18 protein-coding genes are annotated in these 17,912 nt (G+C 37.9%); 10 read left to right on the forward strand and 8 right to left on the reverse strand.

What is annotated here, in order from left to right; all coding sequences use genetic code 11:
• Positions 1-3: 3 nt before the first annotated feature.
• Positions 4-522: a hypothetical protein gene (locus ACY650_RS02710; protein WP_462251482.1), complete on the reverse strand. Its 519-nt coding sequence runs from the start codon at positions 520-522 to the stop codon at positions 4-6.
• A gap of 166 nt (positions 523-688) precedes the next feature.
• Here ACY650_RS02710 and ACY650_RS02715 point away from each other — a divergent pair, with 166 nt between their 5' ends.
• The 4 genes from ACY650_RS02715 to ACY650_RS02730 all read left to right on the forward strand — a co-directional run bounded on the left by ACY650_RS02715 (position 689) and on the right by ACY650_RS02730 (position 2,973).
• Positions 689-1,438 carry a LytR/AlgR family response regulator transcription factor gene (locus ACY650_RS02715; protein WP_462251484.1) on the forward strand — a complete coding sequence of 250 codons (750 nt, stop codon included), beginning with the start codon at positions 689-691 and terminating at the stop codon, positions 1,436-1,438.
• A gap of 62 nt (positions 1,439-1,500) precedes the next feature.
• Positions 1,501-2,040 carry a DUF2975 domain-containing protein gene (locus tag ACY650_RS02720; RefSeq protein ID WP_462251486.1) on the forward strand — a complete coding sequence of 180 codons (540 nt, stop codon included), beginning with the start codon at positions 1,501-1,503 and terminating at the stop codon, positions 2,038-2,040.
• A 3-nt stretch (positions 2,041-2,043) separates the two neighbouring features.
• Positions 2,044-2,250 (forward strand): helix-turn-helix domain-containing protein, encoded by a 207-nt coding sequence (locus ACY650_RS02725; RefSeq protein WP_462251488.1) that lies wholly within the window; start codon positions 2,044-2,046, stop codon positions 2,248-2,250.
• Between the two features lie 60 nt (positions 2,251-2,310).
• A complete protein-coding gene (locus tag ACY650_RS02730; RefSeq protein WP_462251490.1) occupies positions 2,311-2,973 on the forward strand; it encodes a CPBP family intramembrane glutamic endopeptidase in 663 nt (220 codons plus the stop codon).
• A 7-nt stretch (positions 2,974-2,980) separates the two neighbouring features.
• Here ACY650_RS02730 and ACY650_RS02735 read toward each other — a convergent pair whose 3' ends face one another.
• The gene (locus tag ACY650_RS02735; protein WP_462251492.1) at positions 2,981-6,424 is read right to left on the reverse strand and encodes a pyruvate carboxylase; all 3,444 of its coding nucleotides are present in this window, start codon (positions 6,422-6,424) and stop codon (positions 2,981-2,983) included.
• A gap of 211 nt (positions 6,425-6,635) precedes the next feature.
• Between ACY650_RS02735 and ACY650_RS02740 the strand changes: the two genes are divergently transcribed.
• Positions 6,636-7,121, forward strand: coding sequence for a MarR family winged helix-turn-helix transcriptional regulator (locus tag ACY650_RS02740; protein ID WP_462251494.1), 486 nt, complete (start codon positions 6,636-6,638; stop codon positions 7,119-7,121).
• On the forward strand, positions 7,114-8,550 hold the full coding sequence (locus ACY650_RS02745; RefSeq protein ID WP_462251496.1) for a pyridoxal phosphate-dependent decarboxylase family protein: 1,437 nt from the start codon (positions 7,114-7,116) through the stop codon (positions 8,548-8,550). Before ACY650_RS02740 ends, ACY650_RS02745 begins: the two co-directional genes overlap by 8 nt.
• 65 nt (positions 8,551-8,615) lie before the next feature.
• Here the strand turns inward: ACY650_RS02745 and ACY650_RS02750 are convergent, their stop codons facing one another.
• The 6 genes from ACY650_RS02750 to ACY650_RS02775 form a co-directional block, all read right to left on the reverse strand.
• Entirely contained in the window at positions 8,616-9,161 is a 546-nt protein-coding gene (locus tag ACY650_RS02750) for a hypothetical protein (protein WP_462251498.1), read from the reverse strand.
• A 101-nt stretch (positions 9,162-9,262) separates the two neighbouring features.
• Positions 9,263-9,958, reverse strand: a complete 696-nt coding sequence (locus ACY650_RS02755) for a response regulator transcription factor (RefSeq protein ID WP_462251500.1) — start codon at positions 9,956-9,958, stop codon at positions 9,263-9,265.
• Positions 9,959-9,964: 6 nt separating this feature from the next.
• Entirely contained in the window at positions 9,965-11,350 is a 1,386-nt protein-coding gene (locus ACY650_RS02760; RefSeq protein ID WP_462251502.1) for a sensor histidine kinase, read from the reverse strand.
• Positions 11,351-11,445: 95 nt separating this feature from the next.
• Positions 11,446-11,976 (reverse strand): hypothetical protein, encoded by a 531-nt coding sequence (locus ACY650_RS02765; RefSeq protein ID WP_462251504.1) that lies wholly within the window; start codon positions 11,974-11,976, stop codon positions 11,446-11,448.
• A 200-nt stretch (positions 11,977-12,176) separates the two neighbouring features.
• Positions 12,177-12,716 (reverse strand): ATP-dependent protease subunit HslV, encoded by a 540-nt coding sequence (gene hslV / locus ACY650_RS02770; RefSeq protein WP_462251506.1) that lies wholly within the window; start codon positions 12,714-12,716, stop codon positions 12,177-12,179.
• A gap of 131 nt (positions 12,717-12,847) precedes the next feature.
• Positions 12,848-14,482, reverse strand: a complete 1,635-nt coding sequence (locus tag ACY650_RS02775; RefSeq protein ID WP_462251508.1) for a pyruvate dehydrogenase complex dihydrolipoamide acetyltransferase — start codon at positions 14,480-14,482, stop codon at positions 12,848-12,850.
• A gap of 110 nt (positions 14,483-14,592) precedes the next feature.
• Here ACY650_RS02775 and ACY650_RS02780 point away from each other — a divergent pair, with 110 nt between their 5' ends.
• From ACY650_RS02780 to ACY650_RS02795, 4 genes are read left to right on the forward strand one after another with little or no spacing between them, the layout of a single operon-like run.
• Complete coding sequence (locus ACY650_RS02780) at positions 14,593-15,276, forward strand: SOS response-associated peptidase (RefSeq protein WP_462251510.1); 684 nt, start codon at positions 14,593-14,595, stop codon at positions 15,274-15,276.
• Positions 15,276-16,397, forward strand: a complete 1,122-nt coding sequence (locus ACY650_RS02785; protein WP_462251512.1) for a serine hydrolase domain-containing protein — start codon at positions 15,276-15,278, stop codon at positions 16,395-16,397. Before ACY650_RS02780 ends, ACY650_RS02785 begins: the two co-directional genes overlap by 1 nt.
• A gap of 5 nt (positions 16,398-16,402) precedes the next feature.
• The gene (locus tag ACY650_RS02790; RefSeq protein WP_462251514.1) at positions 16,403-16,972 is read left to right on the forward strand and encodes an RNA polymerase sigma-70 factor; all 570 of its coding nucleotides are present in this window, start codon (positions 16,403-16,405) and stop codon (positions 16,970-16,972) included.
• A gap of 55 nt (positions 16,973-17,027) precedes the next feature.
• Positions 17,028-17,912 carry a FecR family protein gene (locus tag ACY650_RS02795; protein WP_462251516.1) on the forward strand — a complete coding sequence of 295 codons (885 nt, stop codon included), beginning with the start codon at positions 17,028-17,030 and terminating at the stop codon, positions 17,910-17,912.

The raw sequence follows: 17,912 nt of genomic DNA on the forward strand, positions 1-17,912 counted from the left end.
AGGTTATTTAACCATCACAGCCCACATTGTCTTGACATTCATTTTTTCCATTTCTTTCAGTTGCTCTTTTGTCAACCCTTCCATCCAATCTTGTTTTTTAAACTTTGAAATTAGTGTCCCATTTGTCCCAATTACTGCTACCCATGAATTCGGCTGATCAGTACTTAGAATTATTCCAGCTGGCGAATCAATGTGAGCAAATCCTTGACCGAAAATTCCACGAATCTGCGCGAAAACATGTCCGCGTTGGGTGGTGACAAAACCACCATCAGTCCAATGTTTCATTACAGTAACAGTATCAGCATTTTTAGATCCAGGCCATTTACTCACAAGTTCCCATCCTACCCGAACTGGGTTGCCATTATTTACTAACTCTAAAAGCTGTTCAAGGCTTCCACTAATTCGATTACCATCTTTATCTGCTTCATAGATTATTTGATATTGATTCGCTAAATCAGAATTCTGACCGTACAAAAGTGAAGTGATAGTCAGAGTCATTAGAAATATGAATGTTCTTTTCATGTTTTTCTTATTAAAACTGACAGTTGACTCCATGAAACAAAAGTTATTTCAACCAACAACCATATAATTCAACCAACGACATACGGTCATTATGCCAATTAATGATGAATCAATTGTATTTTAGGTATTGATGAATCCGGCGAAAAAACGTTTTCTGAAGCATCTTATGGTATGGCTAATAATATGGTTCGTAGAATCATTACTCTTTAGCTGGGGTCGTGACTTGCATTTTTACCTAATTAAGAATATTGCTATTGTTTCTCTACAGGCCATTGTTGTTTACGTCAACTGGAGTGTACTATCTCGAATAAAGTGGGACAAACCAATCCACCTAATCAACTATGCAGTTTTTATCGTAATCTTGGTATATCTCATTTTTGCCATTTCATTTCAAACGATCGATTTTTCTTTCTCGCTTTTCTTTCCTGAGATTAGAAAAATTGGCGGTAGCGAATCTTGGTGGCCAACTGGCTTCTGGAGGATTTTATCCGGTTCAGCACCTTATTCAATTGCACTTTTAGTAAGCACAATTTTTCAGTTGGTTGTAAGCAAGCGCAATTCTTCGGAGCTAGAGATGGATATTGCTGAGAATCCTGGAAGCAATGGAATATTGACATTAAAAGATGGAAAAACTATTCATCGAATAAAGAAAACAGACATTCTTTTCGTCGAAGGCCTCAAAGAATATGTGAATTGGCATACAGGTGAACAGCAAATCATCACGCTTCATTCTCTCCGCAAGATTGAAGATTTGCTCAAGGAGGAAGGTTTTTTGCGAATTCATAAGTCATTTATTGTAAACACCTCCCATATAAATACGATCAAATACAACTGGATTGAAGTCCCTGGCAAAAGACTGCCTATTGGTAGAAGCTATAGAACTATTGTTTCCAAATATTTTCATACAGATATTTAATTAATGATAATTAATTATTGTTTTTCAATAATTTATTATATAATTGCATAAATTACTTATCTATGAAAAACAAATATATACATCTAGCAAAGCTGATAACTCGATTGCTCCTTCTTGGAGTTATTCTGTTGGCAGGTATTATCATATTGCTCTTAATCCTTTGGAATATTGATGTGAGTTTCTTTGAGAACATTCGAGTTTTAAATGACGGAAGCATATTTAAATTCACCACAAAACCCAACGCCCAGGGAATGCCTTTGAGTGAATACAGCAACTTTCTCTTTTATTTCACTTGTATTCGTGCACTTACTGTCACTGTTGTCATTTACCTCATTCTTCAAACGGTTCTCAAAATTCTCGGATCAATAGACAGTTTAGAAACATTTAGAAAGGATAATGTGACGTCTTTTCAAAAAATGGGTAAGCTGTTTATTGCATGGTTTTTACTAGCAATTCCCACGATCAGAATCATTGATGGAGATCTTTCATTGAGCGTCGGTTTCTATTTGATGTACATCGTATGGGCCTTGATATGCTTTGTGCTCGCTGAGATATTCTCTGAAGGCAATAAGTTGATGGAAGACAACAAATTAACTATTTAGACTATGGCTATTATCGTAAATCTAGATGTCATGATGGCCAAGCGAAAGATTCGCTCCAAGGACCTAGCGAATCAATTGGGTATTACTGAAGCTAATCTTTCCATACTAAAAACAGGAAAAGCCAAAGCCATGCGCTTTTCAACACTCGAAGCTCTATGCGAGGCTCTTGAATGTCAACCTGGTGATTTGTTGGAGTACGCACGTGAATAGGAAAAGTAACAGATGTAACCTGAAGTCCGAACTAGAAGTCTAACACTTATTTAATACTAAATGACAAAAAAGTCCATAAGCGCATTTATAGACCTAACCATATTTCTTTCAACAATGTTTCTTGTGAGAGAAGTGTATTTTGATAGCCTTGGTTTCTGGGGGAATGCATTATTTAAATCTCTATCAACAGTTGGAATAGCTACCCTTCTACTTTACGTTAGAAAACAATCATGGAAAGATATAGGGCTAACTAAGCCTAATAACATTGGTAGATTTTTGGTGATAATTGCTGTTACCCTAACAAGCACCATTCTATTGATAATGGTCTTTCAAATATTCATTGCAGACTTAGTCCCTAGTCATGGCGAGACTGCTGCATCAGTAAATGCGAGCAAGGCTGAAAAGTCAATAGCAATGATACTTTTCATAGTTACTGCAGTCTGGGTTGAGTCTTTTCTCGAGGAATTGCAGGATAGAGGCTTTTCCTTAAATAGACTAGAAGCGCTAATAGGATATAAACCTGTTGCTACAATATTTGCTGTGCTTATGCAAGCTGCGATTTTCGGCTTTAGACACAGCTACGACTTTTCTGAGCGCTCCATTACAACAGGACTCATTGGTCTTGGTTTTGGAATAGTATATGTATTGTCTGGACGTAATTTATGGCCATTGATAATCGCTCATATTATCCTTAATAGCATGTCAATATTTGAAAAGCTGTAGTACTCTACTACTTAAATTCTATCACCAAATCATCCTGTTCAACTAGCTCACCAGCTTTAAGATGGATCTTACTTACAGTACCTTCTACCGAAGAAGAAACTGTGGTTTCCATCTTCATTGCTTCAATTACAAATAGCACATCGTCTTTATTAACCTTATCTCCCTCCTTCACTTTGACTTCAGCAATCTTTCCTTGAAGTGGTGATCCAATTTCAGAATCACCTTCTGCCTTACGATTGGTTTTTTGCTGAACTGCAATACTCTTATCTCTTATTGAAATTCTACGAATTTGACCATTTAGACGGAAAGCAGCTATTCGATAACCGAGATCATCAGGTTCTGTTAATCCAACTAGTTCAATGATGATGTTTTTCCCTTTACCAATCTCCACCATTATTTCATCACCTTGCTTCATTCCATAGAAAAAGACTGGTGTTGGAAGATGGCTAACCTCATCGTATTGCTCAATATGATCGTGGTATTCCTTGAAAACTTTAGGATAAAGCTTGTACGATAGAAAATCTTCAAAATCTCTTAACGGGAATTCTTTTTGAAACTCAGCAAACTCTTTATCAAAGTCTACCGGATCCATATTATCATTAGCTCTACCAACATGCGGCTTTTGATTCTTTAAAATGAGCTTACTTATCTCTGTTGGAAATCCTCCATGAGGTTGACCCAAATCACCTTTAAAGAATCCTATTACAGACTCTGGAAATGAAAGCGATTCTCCCTTCTCAAAAATGTCTTCTGCTGATAAATCATTGGCAGTCATAAACATTGCCATATCGCCAACCACCTTTGAGGATGGTGTCACTTTTACAATATCACCAAAGAGATCGTTGACAATTGCGTAGTTTTTCTTGATGGTCTCGAATTTGTGTTCAAGGCCTAAAGCGATTGCCTGCGGCCTTAAATTCGAATATTGTCCACCTGGGATTTCATGATCATATACTTCCGCAGTACCTGCTTTCAAACCGGATTCAAATGGATAATAATATTCTCTAATGTCTTCAAAATATGTGGAATGCGCATTTAATGAATCCAGGTTCATTTCCCTGCCTCTCTCATGATGTTCAAGAGAAGCTACCAAAGAATTAAAATTTGGTTGAGACGTTAATCCGGACATCGATGCAAGTGACACATCGACAATATCAACACCGGCCTCTATGGCCTTCAAATACATTGCTGATTGAATCGAGCTGGTATCATGCGTATGAAGGTGAATTGGCAGGTCTACTGCTTTCTTAAGTTCTGAAATTAGAGTCACCGCACTGTATGGCTTTAATAGGCCAGCCATATCCTTAATAGCTAGCAAATGCGCACCCTCATCCTCCAACTGCCTTGCCATGTCCAAGTAATATTGGAGTGTATATTTCTTCTGAGCGTCATCTTTAATTTCTCCAGTATAACAAATACATGCCTCTGCAAGCGATTCGGTTCTTTCACGGACAGCTCGAATACTTACTTTCATATTCTCAACCCAATTCAGCGAATCGAAAATCCTAAAAATATCCATGCCATTCTCAGCTGACTTCTCGATGAATTTTTCAATGAGATTATCTGGATATGCTGTATAGCCAACAGCATTGGAACCTCTCAATAGCATTTGAAAAAGAATGTTAGGCACCGCTTCCCTGAGAAGTTGAAGTCGCTTCCACGGGCTTTCTTTCAGGAAACGCATACTTACATCAAAGGTCGCTCCTCCCCACATTTCCAAAGAGAAAACTTCAGGATTTTGCTGCGCATAACTTCTTGCAACTTTTAGCATATCCTCTGTCCTAAATCTGGTTGCCAACAAAGATTGATGGGCGTCTCTAAAAGTAGTGTCTGTAAAATGAATTTTCGATTCATCTTTTAGACTCTTAACAAATTTTTCACGACCCAATTCCTTTAAAAGATCTTTCGATCCTTTTGGTATCTCACCTTGCTTAACTAATGATGGCGGCTGAGGAACCCTGAATTTCCGATTTGGATCGTATGACTTTACATCGGGATTGCCATTAACAGAAACTTCACCGATATAAGTGAGCGTTTTTGTGCCTCTATCGAAACTCTTTTGAATTTTAAATACCTCTGGATGATTATCAATGAATCCTACAGTAGCTCTGCCTTCAAAAAAATCGGGAGAATAAATTACATTTTCGAGGAATCCAATATTCGTCTTTACACCTCTAATCCTAAATTCTCTTAATGCTCGATGAAGCCTTTGCGCTGCTCCTTTTAACGTTCTACCCTTGGCGGTAACTTTCACGAGAAGTGAATCGAAAAATGGAGATATTTTAACTCCATTGTAAACATTTCCTGCATCAAGACGAATACCAAAGCCACCAGCACTTCTATAGGCTATGATTGTTCCATAATCTGGTTTAAATCCATTTTCAGGATCCTCTGTCGTTACTCTACACTGGATAGCATAGCCTTTTGTGACAATATCGTCTTGACTTTTAATGTAAATCTGAGGATGCTCTAGTTGGCAACCAGCAGCAATTAATATTTGAGTTCTAACTATATCAATCCCTGTTACCTCTTCAGTGATCGTATGCTCTACCTGCACACGCGGATTTACTTCAATGAAGTAGATGTTTTCATCTGGATCCACCAGAAATTCTACCGTACCCGCATTATTATAATTTACTTGCTTAGCAATGCTAAGTGCATACTCATACAGTTTTTCTCTGGTCTCATCCTTTAGACCGAAGCTTGGTGCTACTTCCACCACTTTCTGAAACCTGCGCTGCACAGAACAATCACGCTCATGGAGATGAACAATATTTCCGTGATTATCCGCTAGAATCTGTACTTCTATATGCTTTGGACTCTCTACATACTTCTCTAAGAAGATGGTATCATCACCAAAGGCTTTACCAGCCTCAGATTTTGCTTCATTGTAAGATTTTATAAGTTCTTTTTCATCCCGAACTACCCGCATTCCGCGTCCCCCACCACCGGCTGAAGCTTTAATAATTACAGGATACGTAATTCGTTGAGCCTCCTTCTTTGCAATTTCTTCACTATCTAGTACTTCCTGATTATCTTCTATTACAGGTACGCTTGCCGCACGAGCTACTTTTTTAGCCATTACCTTATCGCCTAGCTGAGCCATTACTTCAGGCTGAGGACCAATAAACGTGATTCCCTCCTCTCTACATCGTGTAGCGAATGTTACATTCTCTGAAAGAAAACCGTAACCTGGATGTATTGCTTCGACATCATTTTCTTTCGCTACAGCAATGATTTCTTCAATATCTAAATACGGCTTTAATGGATCATCATTGGCACCAATTTGATAGGCTTCATCTGCTTTATATCTATGAAGGGAATAGCGATCTTCATGTGTATATACTGCAACCGATTGTATGTGTAATTCAGAGATAGCTCTTAATACCCGAATGGCAATTTCACCTCGGTTTGCTACCATGATTTTCTTGAAGAACTTTTGATTTTCCATAAGTGAATGAAATTAATAAAAAGCTGAGTGAATCAATTTATATAAATAACATTAAGCCTTCATTTTTATCAATTTGATAATAAAACCCCTTGTTTATTGAAAATAATTCAAAGGTTATAGATTCAACTAGCATTTAAGGAATTAACATTTATCATTTTATGTAGTCAACTACATAATTTTATATAAATTAGTGTAGTCAACTACATATATAATGCAATACGACTTTGTAAATGAACTTGGATATCTCGGCTTAGCTGTTCGCCTAAAACGACTAAGTGAAGCTATGGTGCATAGTGGCCGTCAGATGTATAAAACTTTAGGGAAAGACATAGAACCGAATTGGTTTTTGATATTCAAACTCCTAAAGAAATATGACCAGCTATCAGTAACAGAAATGGCTTCTAAGCTTCATTTCTCTCATCCATCAGTCATAACTATGGCTACTAAGATGGAAAAGGCTGGATACCTGAATGCTTCGGCAGATAAAAATGATTCTAGAAAGAAGAATTACACGCTCTCGCAAAAAGCATTGGACAATTTACCAGGATTTGAAGCCATATGGGATGCTGGAATAGAAGGAACTAAAAAGCTCTTTGGAGAAGGCAGCACCTTCATGGATCAATTAGAATCGCTTGAGATCCTGTACAGTCAAAAAGATTTTAAAACCCGAACCATAAACGAATTAAGTAATGAGTAACTCACTAGATTTTGCTCCAGAACACTTCAAGGAATTGTTAAGTGCAACCTCTGATTTGGTCTTAAGGCAACATGAAAACTTAGAGGAAAAGAAGGCCTATCACTATTATCCTCAAAAAGAAGTAGAAAAGTGGTTTGAAGAACCCCTACCAGAACATGGAATGAAGCCAGAAGAACTCCTGAAGCTGGTGAAAGAAAAAGTAATGGATACTGCCACCAATAATTTGGGGCCATACATGTATGCTTATGTAATGGCTGGAGGCACTCAATTGTCCATCATTGCAGAGCAACTTACAGCTACGATAAATCAGAATGTTGGAAAATGGCACCTTGCTCCTGCAATTAATGAAATCGAACGACGAGTCATCCAATGGGGTGGAGAAATCACCGGTTTTGACTCAAATGCTGCAGGTGTCTTAGTCAGCGGTGGTTCCGCTGCCAATCTAGCTGGTCTTGCTGTGGCAAGAAACATATTCTTTGAGAAAGAAGAAGTACGCAAAAAAGGTTTGTTTGGAATGCAGCCCTTTACAGTTTATGCATCGTCGGAAGTCCATGGATGTGTAGATAAAAGTGTAGAGGAGCTTGGTATTGGAAGCGATCAACTACGAAAAGTTGCTGTGAATGAGGACTACACGATCAACTTGGAAGCCTTAAAACAGCAAATTGAAGAAGATATAGCTAATGGAATGAAGCCATTCTGTCTTATTGGAAATGCAGGAACAGTAAATACAGGAGCGATTGATGATTTGGATGCCCTCGCTTTGATTGCTGAAGAATACAACATGTGGTATCACATTGACGGAGCTTACGGAGGTCTGCTTGGCACATTAGAATCTTTAAAAGAGAAATATAGTGGCATAGAGAAAGCAGATTCTATGGCTGTAGACTTCCATAAGTGGCTTTATCAAACATTTGAGGGAGGCTGTCTGCTGGTGAAAGATTGGGATAAGCTAAGAAGATCATATTTCAAGGTAGCTTCATATTTGGACGCCAAGCTGGAAGAAGCAGGGAGAGTAAACTTCAACGAACACTATTTTCAACTTTCTCGAAATGCTAAAGCACTAAAGATTTGGATGAGTCTAAAAGGTTATGGAATAAAAGCCATAAAGGAGATGATTCAGAAAGATATCGACCTTGCAAAATACCTATCGAATAGAATGGAGGAAAGTGATGACTTTGAACTCATCGCAGAATCTGATCTAGCCATTTCTTGCTTTAGATATACTGGAAACTGTAGTACCGAAGAAGAAATTGATAGTATAAACAGAAAACTCATCCCAGCTCTTGAGCAAGATGGCCGCGTATTTATTACGTCCACAACCATTAAGAATAAGTTTGTGATACGTGCTTGTTTGATCAACCATCGCATGCACGAGGGAACAGTTGATTACTTAGTAAATGTAATAAGAGAAGTAGCAGAACGCCTATAATCTGTAAACCCAAGATTAGGATAGAATCCGCGCATCGAAGATTGATGCGCGAATTAGTCTATTTTCTATCTGTTACCTTTTTTCTTGAGTCTATCTAGTCTTTCTTGTGCTTTTAACAACTCCATTTCCGCTTTTCTTATTTCTTCTTGAGGGTCACTCCCATTTGGATTTGGAGGTGTAGGAGGAGTTGGAGGAACAGGTTCACATGGTGCATGTTTCTGTACTATTTCCTTAAGGTCATCACCCAAGTCATCTATTTCTGAATAAAAATCAAGGGATGATAATTCTCTATCAAGTGAAAGTCTCAATGTAGTAGCAGTTAATCTGCATTTAAAGTAGGATTTACCATTTACCTCCTCTTTCCATTCTAAAGCTGATCCGGTAGTCTGATAGTTTTTTCCCAGTTGCTTGACTAGCAAATCTTCAATTTCTTCATACTTATCAGCATTAAATCTGGCGTCAAACTTATAGCTATCATCAGATCTGGTAATACTTGATTCAGAGCTCACCCCATTTGAAGATGAAGTACGAGAAGTCTCCCGGCTTTTGCTTTGTGCATCTACACCGGTGAAGATCAAAAGAATAAATAATGATAATAATGTTGGTCTCATGTCTTTTTCATTTTTGTTTAGACCAAATGTAGAAGTCCGGTCAATCAAAAAAGTAAATTTTAAGGACGTTAACCTGACTTTAACTTAGCGCAGCCCGCGCGTTAACTTACACGAAATTCTAATCCAACTCCGCGAATGCTTTCAAGGGTTATCTTAGGATCATCTCTGAAGTATTTCCTCAACCTGCTTATAAAGACATCCATACTTCTTCCAGTGAAAAAATCACTACTACTCCATACTGCATTGAGTATTTCTTCTCTTTTTAACACTACATTCTGATGTGACACAAGAAATGAAATAAGTTCCACCTCCTTTTTAGTCAACTTTTGCTCCTTACCATCCAAGGATAGAATAAGTCTTTTAGGATGTAAGGTGTAGTTGCCAATTGGTATTGTTTCAGAATCCTCAATAGCTAAGCTTGATTCTGTTTTACTATTCCTTTTTATAATGTTACTCATCCTCAGGACAAGCTCATCTGCTTCAAAAGGCTTTTCAATGTAATCGTCAGCCCCAAGCTTAAGTCCTTTTATTTTATCCTCTTTAAGAGTTCTAGCTGTAAGGAAGATAAATGGAACATCTGGATCTATCTCGATCATTTGCTCAGCTAGTGTAAACCCGTCAAGACGAGGCATCATCACATCCAGAACACATAGTTCAAATTTGCTTTTATTAAATGTTTCTAATGCTTCTACACCATCCCTCACTGACGTTACAGTAAAATCAAATACTTCCATATATTGGCTTAGAACATTGCGCAAATCGTCATCATCCTCAGCAAGTAATACGCGTTTTTTCATTCGTCTTTATTGTAAAGGCAACACAATTGTAAACAAGCTACCCTGCCCAGTTTTACTTTCAACAGAAATGGAGCCATGGTGTGCTTTAACAATCTGGCTTGCATAGTACAACCCAAGGCCTAGCCCCTTTACATCATGTGTATCATCTTTGGTTATTCGATAAAATTTTTCGAACAAATGTTTTTGATCTTTCTCTGACATCCCTACACCATTATCTCCTATCGAAATAATGAGTTTGTCATTGACTTCTGCACTGAATTTCAACTTGATTTCGTCATGATTGTACTTGACTGCATTTTCTAAAATATTAGTGATAGAAGTAGAAATATAAAATCGATCCATCAGAACAATGGCACTAGAAACTTCAAGGTGACGACTCAAAGAAACTTCTTGATCCTTCACTGTCAATTCAAAATCATCTAGAAGGGATGTTAAAAATTCCTCAACTCCAACCTGCTCTTGATCAAGTTGTATTTCATTGTAACTTATGGATTTATCGAGAACTTGATCCAATACCTTCTTCAACTTTAGGTTTTGTCTTTCAATAATAGAAATTACGCCAAAGGCTTTTTCATCATTACTCACTTCGGTTTTCAACATATTGGAAGCTATTGAAAGCGCTGTCAATGGTGTCTTAAATTCGTGAGAGATATTGTTTATGAAATCTGTTTTGATATCAGCTATCTTTTTCTGAAGAATTAAATTCCTTATTGAATAAAAGAGGAGTCCGATTACAAAAAGAAATATGCTTGCAGACAAAATAAGTAGCCCTTTCATTTGAAGTAACACCTGCTTTTCCCACCCTTCAATATTCATAATGGTCTCGGTTTCAAAATTTAAGCGTATCACCTCGATCACTTGTCTACCATCTACCACTTTGCTAGAAGAACATTCAGAAAATGATGTCGATTCACCTAATTGATACTCTTCTCCTTGAAAGGAATCTCCAAGAATAAATGTCTTTGTATTATTCTTTCTTGAATAAATGGTGTCATTAGTCAAAGAATCCTGAATGACTATTGACCGAACTCGCTTTTGAAACTTCAGAGAAGTAGGGACACCTAATTTTTCTAGATCAGCTGAAACAACGTTTTTAAATATCGGATCTAATTGATTGGTTTTAGCTTCAAACTGTATCAAGACTTCTTCTCTCGGAATCTCTAACCGAATGTATGCTGTAGTAATGTCTACGATATGGTCTCGCCATAAAGAACGTAAAGAGTCTACTTGAGTAAAGGAATCATCAATAGTAGAAACCAAATCTTTAGTGTTGCTAAGGAATGCCTCTTTTTTTAGTTCATATGTATTACGAATTAGGTACATCTGAACCAAAGAAAGAGCTATAAGCCCGCTAACAGAGGCGATTATAAGCCATGTGATCTTGCTCTTCATACAGCCTCAAACCTATTATGAAATAGCTTGAATCATCCGCTAAAAAAAGTCATTAACCTAAAATTAACTTAGGTTATTTCGAGAGGTAGAAATGACTACCTACGTTCATTGATGGTATTTAAGGCCGTCTGTAACTCTCGCTTTAGCTTTACTTGCGCTTCTCTAGCCTTGTCCTTATGAGCATCAAACTCGGCTATCAATTCATCATGATCCTTTTTAACGCGAGAAGTAACACGATTGCTCCTTGCAAACATCAAATAAGCGATAACACCAAAAGCTGCAAGTACTGCTATTATCAGCCACACCATCAGGTGGTATCCCACTTTAGAAAAAGATATGCCCACAAAATTTATCGAATCGTTCTGGTTAAGGCTGGAATCCAAATTTGATTGCAGATTTAAGATGTCAGCTTCAAGTTTTTTAATAAACGCTTCTTGGTCTTGCCTTTTTATCTGTAAATCATTGATTACACCTTTGTTTAGCTTGAGTGTGTCGGATACTTCCATCCAAAAATCATCAATGGTTGTCCGAGGTATCACCTTGTATTGCTCATACGTTTCTGTTGATTCAATGATGCCATCGTATTTCTCTTGAAGAGAATTTTGAGCAACTGATGAAAAATTCATTAGTAATACAATTGACAAAATCAAGGTTGATGATTGAGATTTCATGTGGTCAAGCTTCTTAATTGAGGGTATATATCAAATAGAACGCGAATTAACTTCTTTTCGGTAAAAGAGACCAAAAAGAAGCAGTTCTATTTCAAATCAAAACAAAAAATGCCGATCAAAATCGGCAATTAATTAAGTTTTATAGTTGGTTGAGGTTACTCTACAACCTCAACAACTAAATTATGATTCGTATAAATACAGATATCTGCAGCAATAGTAAGACCTTCTCTGACCATTTCCTCTGCTGTAAGGTTAGATGCATGCTTTTTTAGTGCTAAGGCTGCTGACCTTGCATACATACTTCCAGATCCAATAGAGGCTATATCATTATCAGGCTCTAAGACATCTCCTGTACCCGAAACCACCAAAACTTCATTCTTATCAGCAACAATCATCATTGCTTCGAGCTTTCTTAAATACCTATCTGTTCGCCAATCCTTGGCAAGCTCTACAGCTGCACGTTTCAAGTTTCCCGAATAGGAACTCAATTTTTCGTCAAATCGATCCAGTAGTGTGAAAGCATCGGCTGTTGATCCAGCAAAACCAGTCACAATTTTCCCATCGCCTAGCTTCCTAATTTTCTTTACATTCGATTTTGCTACAGTATTACCAAGTGTAGCTTGACCATCCGCTCCAATAGCTACTTTGCCATTATGCTTAATCGCAAGGACGGTTGTAGATTTTATCTTTTCCATTCTAGTCTAATTTGTAATATGATCATTTAGAGCGGGTGAAGACTTAAAACCACCATATCTCAAAACAAGTTCAAGTCTATAAAACTAAAAAGGTCTACCATCATGGGTAGACCTATTCATATAAGTTCTCTTTAGATTAAAATTCTAACTGGATCTTCCATCAACTCTTTGAAGGTTTTCAAAAATGCTGATCCTACTGCTCCGTCTACAGCTCTATGGTCACAAGAAAGTGTTACTTTCATCACATTTCCAGGCTTCATTTCACCATTCTTTACCACCACAGTCTCCTTTATTCCACCAACAGCCATGATACATGCATCAGGTGGATTGATGATTGCAGTAAACTCTTCTATTCCAAACATCCCCAAATTGGATATTGTGAATGTATTTCCTGAGAACTCCTCAGGTTGTAACTTCTTGTCTTTTGCTTTTTGAGCCAACTCTCGCACTTCCGCAGAGATGTGAGAAAGTGACTTATTATCTGCAAACCTCACTACCGGAACAATTAATCCATCAGGAATGGCCACTGCTATACCCATATGGATATGAGAATGCTTCACCATATGATCTCCCATCCAGCTTACATTTACATCTGGATGCTGGCGCAATGCTGCTGATGCAGCTTTAACCACCATATCATTGAAACTAATCTTCACTGGAGCTACTTCATTCATGGATTTTCTTGCCTCTATGGCCTTATCCATATTGATCTCCATAGTCAAATAGAAGTGCGGAGCAGCAAATTTGCTATCGCTTAAGCGCTTAGCAATCACTTTTCTCATTTGCGAAAGCTCTACTTTCTCTGAACGCTCTTCACCAACAACTTGAGGAATACTAACCGAAGGTTGAGCTGTTGCAGTAGATGTTGCTTGTGGTTGAGCTGAAGGAGTAAATTCTTCAACATCTTTCTTAACGATCCTTCCATCAGTACCAGATCCATTTACCTGTGCCAGATCTATGCCTTTTTCTGAAGCTATTTTCTTAGCCAGTGGCGAAGCCTTGATTCTACCATTACTTGAAGCAGTTGTACTAGCAACAGGAGCAGCAGCAACAGGGGTAGCAGCAGGAGCTGCTGACGCTGTACTAACTGGTGCTTCTTCTTTCACTTCCTCAACTGGTGCTGACGAACTTCCTTGTTCTTCAGCTTTCAGAAGTGACTCATAATCAGCACCTGCTTCACCTATGATTGCAATTATACCATCAACAGGAACCCCATTTCCTTCCGAAACCGCAGTATAAAGAAGAGTACCATCTTCATATGCTTCCAATTCCATGGTAGCCTTATCAGTCTCTACTTCAGCTAGTATATCACCAGATTCTACCGTATCTCCTTTCTTCTTAAGCCAAGACGCTATCACGCCCTCTTCCATGGTGTCGCTCATCTTTGGCATCCGTATAATTGAAGCGTTGATGTTACTTGTATCTATTGCCTCACTAGACGAAGCCTGAGGTTTTTCAGCTTCAGACGTTGCCTCTACGGTAGACTGCCCATTACTCGTTTCCTCTAACAAATGCTTAAAATCTTCTCCCTTTTCTCCTATCACGGCAAGCACACCATCTACTGGAACCGATTCTTTTTCATTTACTCCTATATGCAAAAGCACCCCATCTTGATACGACTCCAGTTCCATAGTTGCTTTGTCGGTTTCCACTTCAGCCAACACATCACCAGAACTCACTTCTTCTCCCTCTTTTTTCAACCATGAAGCGATCACACCTTCTTCCATGGTGTCGCTCATTTTGGGCATTCTTATTACTTCAGCCATTTGATCATCATTAATTCTTAAGTCAAAATTAACCCATCCAACAAATAAAAAATTGGTTTTCGCACAAAATGAAAATTGAGTAACCGTGAACTCGTGTTAAATTGCCAAAAATGTTGGATAGATATACCATAACACTAAAACCCGATGAGTTGGCTCTTGTTTTAGGAGCAGAAGTTCCAGAAGCTTATGAACCTCAATTCAATGCGGCACCAACGAAACTCTTGCCTTTAATTACGAGCGTCGATTCGGATAAAATTTCTTTCTTCAATTGGGGCCTCATGGCCATGTGGTCTAATAACAAAGCCATGAGTCCAAAGTTCTTCAACCTCCCTATGGATTCTGTGATGAATAAGGCTAGTTACCGAAAGAAATTGGCAACTCATAGGTGTGTCATCCCAATGGATGGATTCTATCTATGGAAAAAAGTCGCAAAAAAGCAGCAAGTACCACATTATTTCTTTTACCCAGATAAGAAGGTTTTTTCAGTGGCTGGACTATGGGAAGAAGGTGAGGATGGAAAGCATTCATTTATTATGATAACTCGCCCTGCAAATAATCAAATAGTTGATTTTCAGGATGATATGCCTGCCACGCTCGATGCATCATCAACAAGAAGGTGGCTTGAATCCGACAGCGAGGAAGAATTAAATGAACTATTGAATAAGGAAAACAAGGAAGAATTTATTTCGCACACTGTAGCACCTAAAATTAGGGATATCGATGGGAATGATGTTTCATTCATGAACCCTGCTCCTCCCTCAGATCAGCACGGAAACTATACGTTGTTTACTTGATGCGAATCAGACTACCCATTCTTCTTCTCTTCATCACTTGTGCGTGCCACATTACGAATGAAGTAAGTCCCGATCAAGAAGTATGGGAATATGCACTACCGGATACGGAAGGACTTTCAAGAGAAACTCTTTTGGGAGTCAATGACTTAATACAACTCAATCAATTTCTTGAAATCAATGGATTAGTCATTATCAAAAATGATAAACTGGTCTTTGAAAATTACTATCAACGAGTAGTAGATTCAGTAGGGGTAGTGACCAGAGATCCAACTTTAAGAAAAAGAGAAATTGTTGTAGACATCGGAACCGCAGGGTTAATTTCTGCTCTTTCTGCAATTGGTGTAGCGGAAGATAAAAGGTTACTGTCAATCAATGATCCTATAGAACAATACCTACCTTCATATTCAGAAATATTTGAAGATAATCCAGAAAAATCGGAGATAACAATTGCCCACTTATTAAGCCATAGAGCAGGTCTATCCTGGGATGAAGGCATCCGACCATTTAGCCTAGAAAATGATCTTAATCAAATGAAATTAGCAAATGACTGGGTTAGATATGTTTTAGAAAAACCTCAAACAGCACCTGCTGGGTTGCAATATCGATTCAATTCTGGAACAGGGATGATTCTTGCAAAAATTGTCGAAAATGTTTCGAATCAAGATTTTGAAACGTTTTTAAAGGAAAATATTCTAGACGCGCTAACAATTTCCTCAATGGAAATCGAATCAGATCCCCAAGGCAACTATAATGGAGGGGATGGAATCACACTTACGCTACTTGATTGGACTAAGCTCGGTTACCTCTATCTTAACGAAGGCACATGGAACGGTCGTAGGATACTTGATCCAAACTTTGTAATTGAGGCATCTTCTGTTCAAAATGAAATTTCAGAGTCATTCTCTCAGGGATATATTTGGCAACGCTTCGGAGACAATTTTTCTTTCGCATTTGGAACCCCTCATGATGAAATTTATTTTGTTAGAGGTGGTTTAGGGCAGCTTTTGTGCGTAATGCCTGAAGAAAACATGATTGTTTCTATCTTCGCGGAGAACTTCTTTTTTGGGTTATCTAATCCATCATTAAGCTTGTTCGCAGAAATAACTAATTCGTTTCAATAAATTAAATGAGCTCAGACAATGACCTTTTGCTTTTCCAGCAAGTGAAAAGTAATGACTTCTCTTCTTATGAGGTCATTTTTAAGCGCTATTTCAAAGAATTGCATCGATTCGCATTCACGTATGTGAGAGATTCAACCATTGCTGAAGAAATGGCACAAGAGGTATTTCTCTATATATGGGAAAAAAGGAGCAACATTGAAATTCAAACCACTCTTAAAACTTATCTGTATTCAGCAGTAAAGAACAAGTGTCTTAATTATATCAAGTTGGAGTTGCCCAAGCAGCAATCTATGGCGGATGTAAGTGAGGTGATGCTTAGTGTAAGCATGCCTAAAAAGGATGAAGGAGAGAATGAAAAGCTGAAGAAGTATATAAAATCTGCAGTGGACGCTCTACCCAAGAAGTGTAGACAAATTTTTATTCTCAGCAGGAATGCAGGAATGACGTATGAAGAAATAGCGGAAGAGTTGGATATTTCGAAAAAAACAGTCGAAAATCAGATGGGAATAGCATTAAAAAAACTAAGAGAATCGCTTGAAAACGTATACAAGCACTACAAGGAAAACATGAATTAAAAAAAAGTGAAAAAAATTAGGGGTAGTGCCCAATAACATTGACTGTTAAATAAGTATGGCGAAAGACCTGGAAGTATATAACCACCTTAACAACCAAGAGCAGCCTTCAGATAGCGAAGACGGCTTTGTTGAGTTTCTATTTCAGCATACAAATTTGGATGCACCAGAAGTAGACGAAAATGCAGCTTGGGAGAGGTTAAATCAAAAGATCCAAAATCCTAATAAAGGATTTGCATGGATGAAAATTGCTGCATCTGTAGCAATACTTGCTATACTATCAATCACAGTATACCTATACAATCCAGCTCCATCTGAAATTTATGTCGCTTCAGCTGATCAAAAAGTACGTGTTGAATTTCCTGATGGATCGATTGGAGTATTGAATGAAAATTCATCTTTTACTTATCCAGAAAAATTTGGTGATGCTAGGAATGTAGCATTCAAAGGAGAGGCATACTTCGATATTAAGAAAAGCCAGAAGCCATTCATTATTGATGTTAATGGTGTAGATGTGAAAGTTCTTGGAACAGCATTCAATCTTATAACTACAGAAAATGAAGTTAAGCTTTATGTAGACAGAGGATTGGTCGCTTTTGAAAAAGAAGGACAACAAACAAAAGTTCCTGCAGGGAATGAAGCTATTTTCAATAGAGAAACTGCAGCAGTTACGTTTAGCGAAAGGCCATCAGAAAACATCATGAGTTGGAGAAATGGCATTTTCAATTTCAATAACACTCCGCTAAGTACGGCGCTAGACCAGCTTGGTGAATACTACAACGTAGATTTTGAGTTATCGAATGATAAACTTCAAAACTGTAGACTTACAGTTACTTTCGAAAAACAATCACTAAGCACTGTTTTAAAGACCATTAGCACTGCTTTAGATGTTAAAACCTCAAGAAAGAACGATACTGTAAAAATTTCAGGCAAAGGCTGTTAA

The sequence above is a fragment of the Ekhidna sp. genome (genome assembly GCF_963691765.1).
GTDB lineage: Bacteria > Bacteroidota > Bacteroidia > Cytophagales > Cyclobacteriaceae > Ekhidna.

What these genes read in the sequence shown, in the direction of transcription:
- ACY650_RS02710 (WP_462251482.1), bottom strand. Translation starts at nt 522, where the DNA reads ATGAAAAGAACATTCATATTTCTAATGACTCTGACTATCACTTCACTT.
- ACY650_RS02715 (WP_462251484.1), top strand. Translation starts at nt 689, where the DNA reads ATGGTATGGCTAATAATATGGTTCGTAGAATCATTACTCTTTAGCTGG.
- ACY650_RS02720 (WP_462251486.1), top strand. Translation starts at nt 1,501, where the DNA reads ATGAAAAACAAATATATACATCTAGCAAAGCTGATAACTCGATTGCTC.
- ACY650_RS02725 (WP_462251488.1), top strand. Translation starts at nt 2,044, where the DNA reads ATGGCTATTATCGTAAATCTAGATGTCATGATGGCCAAGCGAAAGATT.
- ACY650_RS02730 (WP_462251490.1), top strand. Translation starts at nt 2,311, where the DNA reads ATGACAAAAAAGTCCATAAGCGCATTTATAGACCTAACCATATTTCTT.
- ACY650_RS02735 (WP_462251492.1), bottom strand. Translation starts at nt 6,424, where the DNA reads ATGGAAAATCAAAAGTTCTTCAAGAAAATCATGGTAGCAAACCGAGGT.
- ACY650_RS02740 (WP_462251494.1), top strand. Translation starts at nt 6,636, where the DNA reads ATGCAATACGACTTTGTAAATGAACTTGGATATCTCGGCTTAGCTGTT.
- ACY650_RS02745 (WP_462251496.1), top strand. Translation starts at nt 7,114, where the DNA reads ATGAGTAACTCACTAGATTTTGCTCCAGAACACTTCAAGGAATTGTTA.
- ACY650_RS02750 (WP_462251498.1), bottom strand. Translation starts at nt 9,161, where the DNA reads ATGAGACCAACATTATTATCATTATTTATTCTTTTGATCTTCACCGGT.
- ACY650_RS02755 (WP_462251500.1), bottom strand. Translation starts at nt 9,958, where the DNA reads ATGAAAAAACGCGTATTACTTGCTGAGGATGATGACGATTTGCGCAAT.
- ACY650_RS02760 (WP_462251502.1), bottom strand. Translation starts at nt 11,350, where the DNA reads ATGAAGAGCAAGATCACATGGCTTATAATCGCCTCTGTTAGCGGGCTT.
- ACY650_RS02765 (WP_462251504.1), bottom strand. Translation starts at nt 11,976, where the DNA reads ATGAATTTTTCATCAGTTGCTCAAAATTCTCTTCAAGAGAAATACGAT.
- hslV (WP_462251506.1), bottom strand. Translation starts at nt 12,716, where the DNA reads ATGGAAAAGATAAAATCTACAACCGTCCTTGCGATTAAGCATAATGGC.
- ACY650_RS02775 (WP_462251508.1), bottom strand. Translation starts at nt 14,482, where the DNA reads ATGGCTGAAGTAATAAGAATGCCCAAAATGAGCGACACCATGGAAGAA.
- ACY650_RS02780 (WP_462251510.1), top strand. Translation starts at nt 14,593, where the DNA reads ATGTTGGATAGATATACCATAACACTAAAACCCGATGAGTTGGCTCTT.
- ACY650_RS02785 (WP_462251512.1), top strand. Translation starts at nt 15,276, where the DNA reads ATGCGAATCAGACTACCCATTCTTCTTCTCTTCATCACTTGTGCGTGC.
- ACY650_RS02790 (WP_462251514.1), top strand. Translation starts at nt 16,403, where the DNA reads ATGAGCTCAGACAATGACCTTTTGCTTTTCCAGCAAGTGAAAAGTAAT.
- ACY650_RS02795 (WP_462251516.1), top strand. Translation starts at nt 17,028, where the DNA reads ATGGCGAAAGACCTGGAAGTATATAACCACCTTAACAACCAAGAGCAG.